This is a genomic window from Pantoea sp. SGAir0183, assembly GCF_043545505.1.
Map to the genome: position 1 here is coordinate 3,257,689 of NZ_CP028053.1, position 13,815 is coordinate 3,271,503.

A 13,815-nucleotide genomic window follows, 5' to 3' on the forward strand; every position below is an offset into this window, starting at 1 on the left:
GCTACCTCTGATTAATGGCGGCGCAGAATGCCACCGCACGGCCCTGTTAAGATGGAGAGAAAAAACAACATTGCGGCACTCAACACCACCGCCGGTCCGGCCGGCAGTGAAAAGTGCCAGGAAAGGACTAATCCCGTAAATGCCGACAGGACAGCCATCAACATGGCCGCGCCCAGCATCAGCACCAGATGACGGCTCCAGAATCGCGCGCTGGCGGCAGGCAACATCATCAGCCCGACCGACATCAGCGTGCCCAGCACTTGAAAACCCGCCACCAGGTTAAGCACCACCAGCGTCAGGAAAATACCGTGCACCAGTGGTGCGCTCCATTTACCTTGCGCACGAAGGAAATCCGCATCAAAAGCGTCAATGACCAGAGGGCGATAGATCACCGCCAGCATCAAGAGGGTAAACGCGGCGATGCTGCCCACCACGATCAGGGCCGGGTTGTCCACCGCCAGCAATGAACCGAACAGGACGTGAAGCAGATCCACGCTGGAACCGCGTAGTGACACTAACGTCACGCCCAGCGCCAGCGAACCCAGATAGAAGCCGGCAAAACTCGCATCTTCTTTCAGTGGCGTATAACGGCTGACCGCACCGGACAATAACGCCACCGCCAGCCCCGCTATCAGCCCACCCACGCCCATCGCAACAAGGGATAAGCCTGAGATTAAATAGCCAATGGCGGCACCGGGCAGTACGGCATGGGATAACGCATCACCGATCAGGCTCATACGCCGCAAGGAGAGAAAGACGCCCAGCGGGGTGGCACTGAATGCCAGAGCAATACAGGCCACCAGCGCCCTGCGCATAAAGCTGAATTCAATAAAAGGTTGAATAAGCGTCACGGGGCAATGCTCCGTAACGGCGTCATAGCAACCGCACTGCGCTGATGCGATCCCTCATCCATTGACAGCACATCCGTAAAATAACGTTCAACTAACGGACGGTCATGCAACACGACCAGCAGCGTCGTGCCCGCCTGCTGCTGCTGCTGCAGAATTGACATCAGTAACGCCACCGTTTTGCTGTCAATGCCGTTAAAAGGCTCATCCAGCAGCCACAAGCGACTACGTTGCAGCATGAGCCGGGCAAACAGGACACGCTGTAGCTGGCCGCCAGACAATGTCGCGGGCTGAGCATCCGCATAATCACGCATCTGCACCGCATCCAGCGCGGCGTTTATCTCATTGCGCAGTGCCCGGTTAATGCCGCCAAACCAGCCACAGCGCGGCCAGCAGCCAATAGAAACCAGCTCAAACACGGTGAGAGGGAAACGCGTTTCCAGTTCGCTACGTTGCGGCAACCAGCCCACTTCACGGCGCGAGATCCGCACATCACACTGCCCGCTTACCGGGGGTAATAATCCGGCGATCGTCTTTATCAGGGTAGATTTACCGCTGCCGTTGGCACCGATTAAGGCGGTCATACTGCCCTGCGCCAGTTCTGTTGTCACAACGGGCGTGACCGCGCGTCCCTGATAACCTGCCTGCAAATGCCTGAACGTTATCACGGCTGCATTCCCCACCACATCGCCAGCGCCAGTACGGCGATTAACATCAATGCCACCAACAGCCGTCCACCGAGTGACATCAACAGTCCACTTTGATTCATCACTACACCAAAAATGTTATAACATAACAACCATCATACCCGATGTTGTCCGCCCGCTGGCACGGCAATGTGTTTCAAAAAATAAACCAGGGCACAAATTGCCCGTATAAGGCCCAATAAGAAGCAGCAGTGAATCAATCACTTGCTTAAATGAGAGCATCACAGCGCAATATTGCTGAAGAGGGGGACTTGCAAAGCGACAAAAGAACATCAATGATGGGTCTGAAGACATTTATTATGAGTAAGCTATGTCAGTAAGCATTGAATGTGATGTTGCGCAGAATGAAACGGATTGCGTAAAATTAGCTACAATCATTGAACGGAATATTCTCAAAATAACAGAATCTCTGGTTGGCGATTTGCAATGGTATTCCGCAAACGCTCAGTTAGTACCAGACAGTTTAAAAGTTATTGATGTTCAGATGACCGGACCGAATAGATTTAAGTTACTTTACGATTTCCAGTGGAATTTATTTAATCCTTGTCTGGATTTAAATGAAACCATTACGCAAAATGAACAAGTCAGTTTTCATATCGGCCCTGCCGCGCTTGTGTTTGAGCCCATTGAGAATCACCGTCCCTCACCCGGAGATGAATTGTAATATTTAGTAATGGAGGTGAGCAGAACTAATGATTTTACACTATCCTTAATGCAGTCCGTTAATTATAAGCCCAACCACCACTTCCTGGCCGCTTCACCGAACCTGGCCGCATTGCGGTAACTTTGCTAGCTACGGAGGGGAAAAAGATGGACGAATACTCACCGAAACGGCATGATATTGCCCAGCTTAAATACGTGTGTGAGAGTTTGTTTGACGCCAGTATGGCAACATTAACCGACAGCCATCATGGCTGGGTAAATGACCCTACTGCCGATGGTAATTTACAGCTGAACGATCTGATAGAGCATATCGCCTCTTTCACCATGAATTACAAAATTAAGCATGCAGAAGACGAAGCGCTGATTACCCAAATCGATGAATATCTTGATGATACTTTTATGCTATTTAGCAACTATAGCGTTAACACTCAGGATCTGCAGCGCTGGCAACGTTCAGCAAAACGTTTATTTAATCTGTTTCAAGAAGAGTGCGCTTATCTTCAACAGCCAAGCCATTCATTATAGTACTGACGTGAGAACGGTTTATTTATGAACAAAACCCTGACTAAAACTGATTATTTGATGCGACTGAGACGTTGTCGCTCAATTGACACGCTCGAAAGAGTGATTGAGAAAAATAAGTATGAATTGTCCGATGATGAATTAGCCGTATTTTACTCCGCAGCCGATCACCGCCTGGCTGAACTGACGATGAACAAACTGTATGACAAAGTCCCCGTGTCAGTATGGAAATTTGTACGCTAAGTTAATTTTTGCGTTACGTTTAATCTGATTTAACCCGCCCGTTTCTGTTCGACTCGCCTGCCGGCAATGGATCGGCCCAGGCGAGCTTTGCCTGCCTGCGAAGAAAGAGGCGTGTCAAAAAAAGCGAGTGACAAGAGAGGAATCGGGTGGAGACAAAATGGTGGAGGCCCTGCCAGCTACATCCCGGCACACGCGTCACCTGCTGCGGCTGCTTCCTTCCGGACCTGACCGAGTTCACAAGCTAGCATTGCGGGAGAACCAACAGGGCCCCCATTGACAAGCCCTCATATCGAGAGCGCAGGCATTATCGGGGAAGCCTATGGCAATTGCAAGCCTGGCACGGATGACCGTTGGTTTCTTGTACGATCCCTGTAAATTACCCCCTTTATGTTAGCATTATGGTTCTTTTACTGGCAGGTAAGCCTATGAACTCAACCACTGACGGCTTTAAACAACGTATCTGGCAAATTGTGGCCGCCATTCCGCCCGGCAAGGTTACCACCTATGGCGATGTGGCATTACTGGCAGGCTCGCCCCGCGCGGCGCGCCAGGTGGGCGGCGTTCTGAGCCGCTTACCGGAAGGCAGTACGCTTCCCTGGCATAGAGTGATTAACCGTAACGGTACGCTTTCGCTCCAGGGCGAACGTTTTTTTCGTCAGCGTGAAGCGCTGGAAGCGGAAGGCGTGGAAGTTACGGAGGCAGGTCAGATCGATCTGGCTAAGTTTCGCTGGCAGTTTTAATACTGCAGGGCGGTACAGCACGCCGCCCTGCCTCAGAGCCTTACATCGTTGTCGGTGCCGGCACGGCGGCGGACGGCGTAACCTGCGTGGGCGATGTGGGTGGCACAGTGGTGACGGCGCCAGGCTGAGTCTTCATCGGTACAGAAGGCACGGGCACTAACACCAGATCGGCTTTGGTGCCGCCCTGATTCACGACCGGTTTCACTTCTTCCGTAACGAAGGCCAGCTTGCCATCAACCGTAATTGCTGCGCTCAACAAAATGCGTGCATTTGGCTGAACATCCGCTGGGTTAAACGGCAGTATGAAATGGAACGGCGCCTGTTTCCCGTCGGTGCGAACCACGCGCTGTGCCAACACTTTGGACGGTGCATCTGCCACCGATGCATCAGACAGGGTCACTGTCAGGGCTGCATCAGGCGGTAACGCGATACGCTGACGAATATAAACCGCCCCGCTTACATTAGGCTGAGCGATGGTCGCCGTTTGTCCTGCGACCGCAGAACCCAATGTCGGTGTCGGTACCGGTTTTCCTTTATGGGCACAACCTGCGAGAGCCATGGCCATCGCGACGCCACTTAACACATGCCAGAATTTCATCGATGTCGTCTCCTTTTGATCAGAATGATTTTTAGCAGTGAATCTTTATTACAGCGTTTCACTCGCCGTATAGCTTTAATGTTGGCACAAAATCAAAAGTTTGCCTGGTTGGATGAAAGTCCAAAAGTGTGGTTGACGGAAACTGGTCGGATCTTTCACACTTAACAAAATACATTTTCTCAGGATAGCGCCATGAGTCAGGCACTCGAAAATCTGCTTAATCTTATTCATCTGGAAAAACTCGACGAGGGGTTATTTCGCGGCCAGAGCGAAGATTTGGGCCTGCGTCAGGTATTTGGCGGTCAGGTCGTTGGACAGGCTCTCTTTGCGGCCAAACAGACCGTTCCCGAGGATCGGGGCGTTCACTCCTTTCACAGCTATTTTCTTCGCCCCGGCGACAGCCAAAAGGCGATTATTTACGATGTTGAAAGTCTGCGCGACGGCAAAAGTTTTAGCGCGCGCCGCGTCAGTGCCATCCAAAATGGTCAGCCGATCTTTTATATGACGGCATCCTTCCAGTCTCCGGAAAGCGGGTTTGAACATCAAAAACCGATGCCGCAGGTTAAAGGACCGGAAAACCTGGCCAACGAGCAGCAAATGGCGCAAAAAATGGCGCATATGCTGCCGGAAAAATTACGCGAAAAATTTGTCGCTGAACGCCCGCTGGAAATCCGCCCGGTACAGATCCACAACCCGTTAAGAGGCCATGTCGATAAACCGCAGCGTCAGGTGTGGATTCGGGCCAATGGCACCCTGCCCGACGATGTGCGTATCCATCAGTACCTCCTTGGCTATGCGTCCGATCTCAACTTTCTGCCTGTGGCCTTACAACCGCATGGTAAAGGTTTTCTTGAAGCCGATATGCAGGTGGCGACCATTGATCACTCTATGTGGTTCCATCGGCCACTGAACTTTAATGACTGGCTGCTTTACAGCGTTGAAAGCACCTCAGCATCGGGTGCACGCGGCTTTGTTCGCGGGGAGTTTTACAATCAACAGGGTGAGCTGGTCGCGTCTACCGTGCAGGAAGGCGTTATGCGTCAGCGCAGCGAATAGCAAAAAGGGGCGAATCATCGCCCCTTTTTATTTATTCAGACTGACAAGTTACTGGTTGTAAGCGTTCTCGCCATGGCTGTTGACGTCCAGACCTTCGCGCTCCTGCTCTTCCGGTACACGCAGACCGACGATCATATCGGCCAGTTTAAAGCCAATAAAGGCAACGACGGCAGACCAGACAATGGTAACGCCCACGCTCAGCAACTGAATCGCAACCTGATGGCCCATGGTCACGCCAGGCGCATAACCCACGCCGCCCAGTGAAGATGAAGCAAACACGCCGGTCAGGATACAACCGATGATGCCACAGACACCGTGGACACCGAACACATCGCAGGGATCGTCAACGCGCAGCCATTTTTTCAGCGTTGTCACGCCCCAGATACCTGCCAGACCACCCACGATACCGATGATCAGCGCGCCGCCGACACCGACATAACCACAAGCCGGCGTGATGGCAACCAGACCAGCAATAAAGCCAGAACAGGCACCTAACAAAGACGGTTTACCACGCAGCGCCCACTCGCCAAAGGTCCAGGCCAGCACCGCACCCGCCGTCGCAACCACGGTATTCAGGAAGGCCAGAGCAGCAATTTCATTCGCAGCGGAAGCTGAACCGGCGTTAAAACCAAACCAGCCAACATACAGAATCGCAGTACCGGTGAACACCATCGGCAGGTTGTGTGGTTTGAATGCTTCTTTGCCAAAACCGGCACGTTTGCCCACCAGGTAAGCACCAACCAGACCGGCTACCGCAGCGTTAATGTGCACCACCGTGCCGCCCGCGAAGTCCAGTGCGCCATCCTGAGCCAGTAAGCCGCCCGCCCAGACCATATGCGCAATGGGAAGATAAGCCAGGGTCAGCCAGACACCGACAAAAATCAGCACCGCGGAGAAACGGATACGTTCCGCCAGCGCACCGACGACCAGACCGACCGTGATACAGGCAAAGGATGCCTGGAACGCGACGTGAATATATTGATAAAAGGTGCCCATGACGGCGGTCAGTGCAATGTTTTTCAGCATGGCCCAGTTGAAGCTGCCAAAGAAGGCATTGCCTTCGCTGAAGGCCAGTGAGTAGCCATAAACCACCCACAGCACACACACCAGCGAGAAGGTCACCGCAACCTGTGTGAGCATCGACAGCACGTTTTTACTGCGGATCAGGCCGCCGTAAAACAGTGCAATCCCAGGAATTGACATAAACAGCACCAGTGCGGTGCAAATCATCATAAAGGCGTTGTCGGCTTTGTCCGCTACGGCAGGTGCCGCCATCGCCAGCGACGGTAACAGTGCCAGGCTGGTCAGGCCCAACTTGGTCAGCATTTTATTCATTTTTTTCCATCCCATCACATTACTGAGTCTTGTTTACAGTGCGGCTTCGTCGGTTTCGCCGGTACGTATGCGAATCACGCGCTGCAGTTCAGCAACGAAAATCTTGCCGTCGCCAATTTTTCCGGTGTAAGCCGCTTTACTGATTACGTCCACTACTTCGTCCAGTTGGTCATCGGCAATGGCGATATCAATTTTTACTTTCGGCAGAAAATTTACGCTGTATTCCGCCCCGCGATAGAGTTCAGCATGTCCTTTCTGACGCCCAAAACCTTTAACTTCGGAGACGGTCAGTCCCTGAATACCAATTGAAGACAATGCTTCTCGCACATCTTCCAGCTTGAACGGCTTAATCACAACGGTAACCAGCTTCATAGCCTCTCCTTAAGGATTAAAATAGGTCGGTCTCATGGACACGGAGAGAGTTAAGCAAAGCCTGTGCCAGATATAATTAATGGGCACAATCACTTTCCAGGCTGCGATAGAATCAGGGTTAGGAAACGCAGAATAAATAAGCAGGACGCAGTGATGGGATGGCTAAGCGAAGCGGATGCACGCTTTTGGTGCTGTTAAGCACAAAGACGTGCATCCAAACGGGTCAACAAGGAAAAAATGCGCAAAAAAGGTGCAGATCATCCGGCACTGGTCAGCACCTCATCCGATTCGAGCCGATCACCTGCCTGCTGCAGCTGGTACATTTGCCAGTAACGGCCCTGCAAGGCCAGCAGCTGCTGATGATTCCCCTGCTCGACAACGCGGCCACGGTGCAAAACCAGAATCGTATCGGCCTCGGTGATAGTGGAAAGGCGGTGAGCAATCACTACCAGGGTCGTATATTGACGTAAGGTGCGCAGCGTGTGTTGGATCGCCTGCTCCGTGCCGGAGTCAATATTCGCGGTAGCTTCATCCAGTATTAAAATCTGCGGCAGTTGCACCAGCACCCGAGCCAGGGCCAGTAACTGTTTCTGCCCTACCGAGAGATTATTACCCTGCTCTCCCAGTCGGGTATGGATACCGTCAGGCAAGGCGCGCGCCAGCGGGGCCAGCTGTACCTGTTCAAGTATCGACCAGACCGCCTCTTCACTGATATCCCGACCCAGCCGTACATTCGCTAACAGCGTGTCGGCCAGCACCACCGGATCCTGCTGTACCATCGCGATACCGCGACGCAGTGCCTCATGGGAATACTGGTTAAGCGGACGATCGTCCAGGCGCACCTCGCCGCGCGTGGCGGGGTAATAGCCCATCAGCAAATTTGCCAGTGTGCTCTTGCCGCTGCCGGTATGTCCCACCAGGGCGACAAAGCCCCGCGAAGGCACGTCGAGATCAATATTACTCAGCACCTCACGATCGTCCCGGTAGGCAAAGCTCAGGTTCTCCAGCGTAATGCGTCCCGATTGCAGAGGCCGATCGTCATGACCGTAATGCTGCTGTGGCGCATCCATGAGTTCAAAAATACGTTCGCCCGCCACGACCGCCTGTTGCAGCATCGACTGCTGGGTGGTCAGTTCGATCAGCGGTTCATTGAGGCGCCCCAGATAGGTAATAAAGGCGTAAAGTACCCCAACTTCAAACACACCCGGCACCGAAAAGCTGAACAGCAACAGCAATCCGCAGAGTATCAGCGCGGAGAACAGGCTCAGCAGCGGCCGTAGCAGGAAACCATCCAGCCTGAGCGTTTCCATGCGCGCCAGATAATGTGAACGGCTGGCCTCCAGCATGCGTTCACCAAAGCGCGCCTGCTGGCGAAACTGTTGTATCACGCTCATTCCGCTGATGACTTCATTGAAGCCATTATTAATGTCTGCCAGGTAGCTGCGTACACGACGGGCTATCGGCGTGCTGTAGCGCTGATAAATCAGCATCACAATGAGCACCATCGGGAAAATTAACATCGCCACCAGCGCCATGCGCCAGTCCAGACTAAACATCGCCACCATCATGGCACCGACCAGCGCGGCGCTACGCAGCACCGTTGCCACCACCGTGACGTACAGATCCCGAACAACTTCGGTATCATTCGTGACCCGGGAAATAATTTGCCCGACCGGCTGCGTATCAAAGGCGCCGAGCGGCTGGCGCAGTGCCGCATTCATGGCGTCGGTGCGCAGGCGCTGTACCACGCCAATGGCGGCCCGGTTAAACAGTAAGGCCTGCCAGTAATGCAAAGCGGCAGCCAGAAGCTGCAACAGGATAAAACTTACGACCAGTCCCGCCACCGTGCCCCACGGCATCTGATGCTTTGCGACCAGATTATCAATAAAATAGCTCACCAGAACCGGACCGGTCACTTCTGCCGCGGCCGCAATCCACAGCATCAACACGGCCAAAGACAATGACTTGCGCCACGGGCTGCCATAACTGAGCAGGCGTTTGAGCGTTGGCCACATACGTTGTGATTTAGCCATGTGCCACCTCTTCTTCCCTCTCAGCGTCGTCCAGTGCCGCTTCCAGCTGTTGGTAACGGTACATATCGCGATACCAGCCAGGCATATTCGCCAGCCCGGCATGATCGCCACGCTGTGCCACCGTGCCTTTTTGCAGCACCAGAATTTCGCTGGCCTCTGTCAGCGCCGACAAACGATGCGCACTGATAATGATCGTTCGCCCTTTGCCCCACTGCCGCAGATTATGCAGGATGTCGTGTTCAGTGCGACCATCAACCGCCGAGAGTGCATCATCAAGCACCAGAATTTCCGCATTCATCAGCAAGGCACGGGCGATGGAAATACGTTGTTTTTGACCACCCGACAGCATGACGCCGCGCTCGCCCACCTCGGTTTCATAGCCCTGCGGCAGACGCAGAATATCCTCGTGCACGCAGGCCATTTTCGCCGCCTGCTCAATCTCGTCCTGCGTAGCGTTGGGCTTACCCAACGCAATATTGCGGGCCACACTGTCCGAGAACAGGAACGGAGTTTGGCTCACCACGGCCAGGCGACTGCGCCAGCTGTCCAGACGCAGCGACGGCAGCGGGATGGCATGGTAGCGAATATCACCTTGCTGAATGTCGAAATGACGCTGAATCAGACTCAGTAACGTGGTTTTACCACTGCCGGTCGGGCCACACAGCCCCAGCATATCGCCCGGTTTTAACTGGAACGTGACATTGCTTAATACCGCACCGGCACTGGCGGGATAATGAAATTCGCGGATAGCCACCTGCAGCGTTCCCGCTGGCTCAGGCAAGGTGTGATCACCGTCTTCCACCACTGGCGCTTCGGATAATAATGCGCGGATGCGGCTCCAGGCTGCGCTGCCTCGTTCAACGATGTTAAACATCCATGCCAGCGCCAGCATCGGCCAAATCATCAGGCCAAGATACATTACAAAGCTGGTGAGCTGGCCCAGCGTCATGTCTCCGTGCCACACCAGCCAGCTTCCGCCGCCTATCGCCAGCAGGTTGGCAAAACCAATGGCAATATAGATGGTGGGATCGAAACGCGCATCCACCCGGGCGACGCGCAGATTTTTTTCGCCGGTATCGCGTGCAATATCGGCAAACTGCTGGGACTGATGCTGCTCAAGTCCAAATGCTTTGATCATACGGATACTGGTCAGGCTCTCCTGCGTTTGATCGTTCAGGCTGGAAAAGGCGGCCTGAGCCAGTTTGAAACGGTTATGGAGTTGCTCGCCATAGCGGTGAATTACCAGTGCCATAAACGGCATTGGAATAAGCGAAATCAGCGTTAACTGCCAGCTGATTTGGGTACTCATGGCAATCAGCACAACACATCCCATCACCAGCGAATCCACCAGCGTGAGCACGCCTTCCCCGGCAGCAAAAACCACGCGATCCACATCGTTCGTGGCACGGGCAATGAGATCGCCGGTGCGATGGCGCAGGTAAAAGGCGGGCTGCTGTCGGCTGAGCTGACGGTAAAAGTCCTCGCGTAATTCGACGGCGAGTTGATAGGACGCGCCAAACAACAGCACGCGCCAGACATAACGCAGCAGATAAACCACGACGGCAGTCAGCAGCATCACCCCAATCCACATCATAATGCGGCTGGCGCTCATGCTGTGATGCGTTACGCCGTCAACCACCACGCCAACCACCCACGGCGGCAAAAGTTGCAGTACGGCAATGATGATTAATAAAGTGACGGCGCCCAGATAACGCCGCCACTCACGGATAAAATACCAACTTAACTGGCTGAATAATCGCACAAGGCAGCTCTCAATCTCAGGTAATCAGGGGGCAACCGGCAGGGCTGTAGTGTATTTGATCTCTTCCATCGCAAAGCTGGAGGTCACATCGATCAGGCCTGTTACACCATTAACTAAACGCTTATAGAAGGCATCATAACTTTTCATGTCGGCAACCTGAATACGCAGCAGATAATCATACTCCCCGGCCATGCGATAGAAGCCCATCACTTCAGGCATGCTTTGCACTACCGACACAAATTCCTGATACCAGTCTTTGCTGTGCTGGGTGGTTTTCACAAACATAAAGGCGGTAAGTGACAGGCCGAGTTTTTCATTATCAAGTAGGGCAACGCGTGCGCGGATGAAGCCATCTTCTTCCAGCTTTTTCAGGCGCTTCCAGCAGGGCGTGGTGGTGAGGTTAACCGCATCCGCCAGTACCTGGAGCGAAACTGTGCAATCCTGCTGCAGCATCGCCAGCAGTTTAAGGTCGATTTTATCTAACATGCGCACTCCGGTAGAAATTTTTTCTCCATTACGCCGATCTTACTGCAAAAGCTGCAAGCTCTTTTTCCTGCACGTGCCTTAAAATAGGGGGCTTTCACCCGGTCGGAAATAACCCTTATGTCTTCATGCTGGATACGCCACGCGATAAACGAAATCAATGCTGACTTTCAACGCTCTGCGGATACGCATCTGATCCGCTTTGCATTGCCCGATTTCCCGGGAATCGGGTTCTATCTGAAAGACGAAAGTACGCATCCCAGCGGTAGCCTGAAACACCGTCTGGCGCGGTCATTGTTTCTTTATGCTCTCGCTAATGGCTGGATCAAACAGGGTACGCCCGTGATTGAAGCGTCATCGGGCAGCACCGCCGTCTCAGAGGCGTATTTTGCCCGCCTGCTGGGCCTGCCCTTTATCGCCGTGATGCCAGCCAGTACGGCCCGACGTAAAATCGAACAAATCACGTTCTATGGTGGACAGTGTCATTTTGTGAGCGATCCCTGTCAGCTTTATGCCGAATCAGAACGGCTGGCGCGGGAACTGAATGGCCACTTCATGGATCAGTTCACCTATGCAGAGCGGGCAACTGACTGGCGCGGCAATAACAACATTGCCGAGAGTATTTTCCGCCAGATGGCGAATGAGCCTTTTCCTGTTCCTCATACGCTGATTATGAGTGCGGGAACCGGTGGGACCTCCGCCACGCTTGGCCGCTACATTCGCTATCAGGGATGCGATACCCGTTTGCTGGTTGTTGATCCGGAGCATTCCGTGTTTTACGACTACTGGCGAAACCGTGATGCCTTGCTCACCGGTCAGCGCGGCAGCATGATTGAAGGCATTGGACGTCCGCGCGTGGAACCGTCGTTTATGCCCGACGTTATTGATGAAATGATCAAAGTCCCGGATGCAGCCTCGATTGCCGCCATGCTTAAGCTGGAAACCCTGCTGGGGCGTAAACCGGGCCCGTCTACCGGCACAAACTTCTGGGGCATGATGCAGGTGGCCAAACGCCTGCGCGACAATAACCAACAGGGTTCACTGGTTACCCTGCTGTGCGACAGCGGCGAGCGCTATCCTGACACTTACTACCAGCCTGACTGGGTCGCACAACATATTGGTGATATCACGCCCTGGCAGCGCGAACTGGAATAATATTTCACCCCGCCAGGCAGATATAACCTGATGTGATCGCCGCCTGCAGCTGTTCAGCGGCGCACTCAGGTATTACCATAAGCGCAAATGTTTAAACTGGGATATCTCATGAAACGCGCTGTTGTGGTGTTTAGCGGTGGGCAAGACTCCACCACCTGTCTGGTTCAGGCTTTGCAACGTTATGATGAAGTGCACTGTGTGACCTTTGATTACGGTCAGCGTCATCGTGAAGAGATTGACGTTGCCCGCGACCTGGCCCTGAAGCTGGGTGCCCGTGCTCATAAAGTGCTGGATGTGACGATGCTGAATGCGCTGGCGGTGAGCAGCCTGACGCGTGACAGCATCCCGGTGCCATCGTATGACCCGACTGCAACCGGCCTGCCCAGCACCTTTGTCCCCGGCCGCAATATCCTGTTTCTGACCCTGGCATCAGTTTATGCCTATCAGGTTGAAGCGGAAGCGGTCATCACAGGCGTTTGCGAGACCGACTTCTCGGGCTACCCCGACTGCCGCGATGAGTTTGTCAAGGCGCTCAACCATGCCGTCAGCCTGGGCATGGCGCGTAACATTCGTTTTGAAACACCGCTGATGTGGCTTAATAAAGCCGAAACCTGGGCGCTGGCCGATTACTGGCAGCAGCTCACCTTAATCCGCGAAGACACCCTCACCTGCTACAACGGCATTAAAGGCGATGGTTGCGGCGACTGTGCCGCCTGCCATCTGCGGGCCAATGGCCTGAAGGCCTATCAGCAGGATCGCGCTGGCATTATGGCCGCCATGAAGGCCAAAACCGGTCTGGAATAATACTTTTGCGGCGACGATGGCGTGTCGCCGCCTCAATCAGACCGGCTTCATTAATCTTTCCAGTCGCTGCCGCAGTTCTCCTTCGAGCGGAACGGCTTTTTGCGTGCGAAGATCAATGCACACAAACGTCAGTGCAGCATCCGCGACCACCGTTTCACTGCCCGCTAACAAAATGTGTTGAGTGATGATGCCACTTTTCCCATTGAGGTGCTTAATATCACTGCTGACCTCCAGTACGTCGCCCAATACGGCCGGGCGACGATAATTGATATTGATGTTTACCACCACAAAAGCCAGTTTTTGCTCAAGCAGCCAGGTAAAGGCCTCTGCTTCTTCCAGCCATTGCCAGCGCGCTTCCTCTAAAAACTCCAGATAACGCGCATTGTTAACATGCTGGTAAACATCCAGATGGTAGCCGCGCACTTTTATCGTGGTCTGCATGATCCTTCTCCTGCTGCTTATTGACTGGTTGGACCTGTTCACTCTAGCAGAGT

At 53.6% G+C, this 13,815-nt stretch carries 16 protein-coding genes and 1 other RNA gene; 7 read left to right on the top strand and 10 right to left on the bottom strand.

The features are described from left to right. Positions 1 to 11 precede the first annotated feature (11 nt). Complete coding sequence (locus C1N59_RS15205; protein ID WP_006117933.1) at positions 12 to 851, bottom strand: metal ABC transporter permease; 840 nt, start codon at positions 849 to 851, stop codon at positions 12 to 14. After that, on the bottom strand, positions 848 to 1,516 hold the full coding sequence (locus C1N59_RS15210) for a metal ABC transporter ATP-binding protein (protein ID WP_033738793.1): 669 nt from the start codon (positions 1,514 to 1,516) through the stop codon (positions 848 to 850). The genes C1N59_RS15205 and C1N59_RS15210 overlap by 4 nt, the downstream gene beginning before the upstream one ends. Before the next feature lie 349 nt (positions 1,517 to 1,865). Between C1N59_RS15210 and C1N59_RS15215 the strand changes: the two genes are divergently transcribed. The 3 genes from C1N59_RS15215 to C1N59_RS15225 all read left to right on the top strand — a co-directional run bounded on the left by C1N59_RS15215 (position 1,866) and on the right by C1N59_RS15225 (position 2,983). Continuing rightward, positions 1,866 to 2,219 (top strand): hypothetical protein, encoded by a 354-nt coding sequence (locus tag C1N59_RS15215; RefSeq protein ID WP_033738682.1) that lies wholly within the window; start codon positions 1,866 to 1,868, stop codon positions 2,217 to 2,219. Between the two features lie 146 nt (positions 2,220 to 2,365). Beyond that, positions 2,366 to 2,743 (top strand): Hha toxicity modulator TomB, encoded by a 378-nt coding sequence (tomB, locus tag C1N59_RS15220; protein ID WP_039338473.1) that lies wholly within the window; start codon positions 2,366 to 2,368, stop codon positions 2,741 to 2,743. 24 nt (positions 2,744 to 2,767) lie between these two features. Continuing rightward, entirely contained in the window at positions 2,768 to 2,983 is a 216-nt protein-coding gene (locus C1N59_RS15225) for an HHA domain-containing protein (protein ID WP_006117940.1), read from the top strand. Positions 2,984 to 3,150: 167 nt separating this feature from the next. Here C1N59_RS15225 and ffs read toward each other — a convergent pair. Beyond that, positions 3,151 to 3,247, bottom strand: an RNA gene (ffs, locus tag C1N59_RS15230) — signal recognition particle sRNA small type. A 134-nt stretch (positions 3,248 to 3,381) separates the two neighbouring features. Between ffs and C1N59_RS15235 the strand changes: the two genes are divergently transcribed. Then, positions 3,382 to 3,723 (top strand): MGMT family protein, encoded by a 342-nt coding sequence (locus C1N59_RS15235; RefSeq protein ID WP_394549831.1) that lies wholly within the window; start codon positions 3,382 to 3,384, stop codon positions 3,721 to 3,723. A gap of 40 nt (positions 3,724 to 3,763) precedes the next feature. Here the strand turns inward: C1N59_RS15235 and C1N59_RS15240 are convergent, their stop codons facing one another. Beyond that, a complete protein-coding gene (locus tag C1N59_RS15240) occupies positions 3,764 to 4,321 on the bottom strand; it encodes a YbaY family lipoprotein (protein WP_054688066.1) in 558 nt (185 codons plus the stop codon). A gap of 192 nt (positions 4,322 to 4,513) precedes the next feature. On the opposite strand from C1N59_RS15240, the gene tesB reads away from it, so the two are divergent. Beyond that, positions 4,514 to 5,377, top strand: coding sequence for an acyl-CoA thioesterase II (gene tesB / locus C1N59_RS15245; protein WP_006117944.1), 864 nt, complete (start codon positions 4,514 to 4,516; stop codon positions 5,375 to 5,377). A gap of 48 nt (positions 5,378 to 5,425) precedes the next feature. Here tesB and amtB read toward each other — a convergent pair whose 3' ends face one another. From amtB to C1N59_RS15270, 5 genes are all read right to left on the bottom strand, one after another. Continuing rightward, positions 5,426 to 6,712, bottom strand: coding sequence for an ammonium transporter AmtB (gene amtB, locus C1N59_RS15250; protein WP_033738675.1), 1,287 nt, complete (start codon positions 6,710 to 6,712; stop codon positions 5,426 to 5,428). Between the two features lie 33 nt (positions 6,713 to 6,745). Further along, positions 6,746 to 7,084 carry a P-II family nitrogen regulator gene (gene glnK, locus C1N59_RS15255; protein ID WP_003850469.1) on the bottom strand — a complete coding sequence of 113 codons (339 nt, stop codon included), beginning with the start codon at positions 7,082 to 7,084 and terminating at the stop codon, positions 6,746 to 6,748. Between the two features lie 257 nt (positions 7,085 to 7,341). Then, positions 7,342 to 9,117: a SmdB family multidrug efflux ABC transporter permease/ATP-binding protein gene (locus C1N59_RS15260; RefSeq protein WP_394549832.1), complete on the bottom strand. Its 1,776-nt coding sequence runs from the start codon at positions 9,115 to 9,117 to the stop codon at positions 7,342 to 7,344. Then, a complete protein-coding gene (locus C1N59_RS15265) occupies positions 9,110 to 10,879 on the bottom strand; it encodes a SmdA family multidrug ABC transporter permease/ATP-binding protein (protein WP_394549833.1) in 1,770 nt (589 codons plus the stop codon). Before C1N59_RS15265 ends, C1N59_RS15260 begins: the two co-directional genes overlap by 8 nt. A gap of 24 nt (positions 10,880 to 10,903) precedes the next feature. Continuing rightward, positions 10,904 to 11,365, bottom strand: coding sequence for an Lrp/AsnC family transcriptional regulator (locus C1N59_RS15270; protein WP_033738670.1), 462 nt, complete (start codon positions 11,363 to 11,365; stop codon positions 10,904 to 10,906). 117 nt (positions 11,366 to 11,482) lie between these two features. On the opposite strand from C1N59_RS15270, the gene C1N59_RS15275 reads away from it, so the two are divergent. Both C1N59_RS15275 and queC read left to right on the top strand, forming a co-directional pair. Continuing rightward, complete coding sequence (locus C1N59_RS15275; RefSeq protein ID WP_033738668.1) at positions 11,483 to 12,517, top strand: PLP-dependent cysteine synthase family protein; 1,035 nt, start codon at positions 11,483 to 11,485, stop codon at positions 12,515 to 12,517. Between the two features lie 108 nt (positions 12,518 to 12,625). Next, complete coding sequence (gene queC / locus C1N59_RS15280) at positions 12,626 to 13,321, top strand: 7-cyano-7-deazaguanine synthase QueC (protein ID WP_006117951.1); 696 nt, start codon at positions 12,626 to 12,628, stop codon at positions 13,319 to 13,321. 36 nt (positions 13,322 to 13,357) lie between these two features. Here the strand turns inward: queC and C1N59_RS15285 are convergent, their stop codons facing one another. After that, on the bottom strand, positions 13,358 to 13,762 hold the full coding sequence (locus C1N59_RS15285) for an acyl-CoA thioesterase (protein WP_394549834.1): 405 nt from the start codon (positions 13,760 to 13,762) through the stop codon (positions 13,358 to 13,360). Between the last annotated feature and the right edge of the window lie 53 nt (positions 13,763 to 13,815).

Bases quoted from the DNA above. Each gene is read 5' to 3' on its own strand.
- C1N59_RS15225 (WP_006117940.1), top strand. From the start codon at position 2,768: ATGAACAAAACCCTGACTAAAACTGATTATTTGATGCGACTGAGACGT.
- queC (WP_006117951.1), top strand. From the start codon at position 12,626: ATGAAACGCGCTGTTGTGGTGTTTAGCGGTGGGCAAGACTCCACCACC.
- C1N59_RS15240 (WP_054688066.1), bottom strand. From the start codon at position 4,321: ATGAAATTCTGGCATGTGTTAAGTGGCGTCGCGATGGCCATGGCTCTC.
- amtB (WP_033738675.1), bottom strand. From the start codon at position 6,712: ATGAATAAAATGCTGACCAAGTTGGGCCTGACCAGCCTGGCACTGTTA.
- C1N59_RS15285 (WP_394549834.1), bottom strand. From the start codon at position 13,762: ATGCAGACCACGATAAAAGTGCGCGGCTACCATCTGGATGTTTACCAG.
- tesB (WP_006117944.1), top strand. From the start codon at position 4,514: ATGAGTCAGGCACTCGAAAATCTGCTTAATCTTATTCATCTGGAAAAA.
- C1N59_RS15260 (WP_394549832.1), bottom strand. From the start codon at position 9,117: ATGGCTAAATCACAACGTATGTGGCCAACGCTCAAACGCCTGCTCAGT.
- C1N59_RS15235 (WP_394549831.1), top strand. From the start codon at position 3,382: ATGGTTCTTTTACTGGCAGGTAAGCCTATGAACTCAACCACTGACGGC.
- C1N59_RS15275 (WP_033738668.1), top strand. From the start codon at position 11,483: ATGTCTTCATGCTGGATACGCCACGCGATAAACGAAATCAATGCTGAC.
- C1N59_RS15270 (WP_033738670.1), bottom strand. From the start codon at position 11,365: ATGTTAGATAAAATCGACCTTAAACTGCTGGCGATGCTGCAGCAGGAT.
- tomB (WP_039338473.1), top strand. From the start codon at position 2,366: ATGGACGAATACTCACCGAAACGGCATGATATTGCCCAGCTTAAATAC.
- glnK (WP_003850469.1), bottom strand. From the start codon at position 7,084: ATGAAGCTGGTTACCGTTGTGATTAAGCCGTTCAAGCTGGAAGATGTG.
- C1N59_RS15215 (WP_033738682.1), top strand. From the start codon at position 1,866: ATGTCAGTAAGCATTGAATGTGATGTTGCGCAGAATGAAACGGATTGC.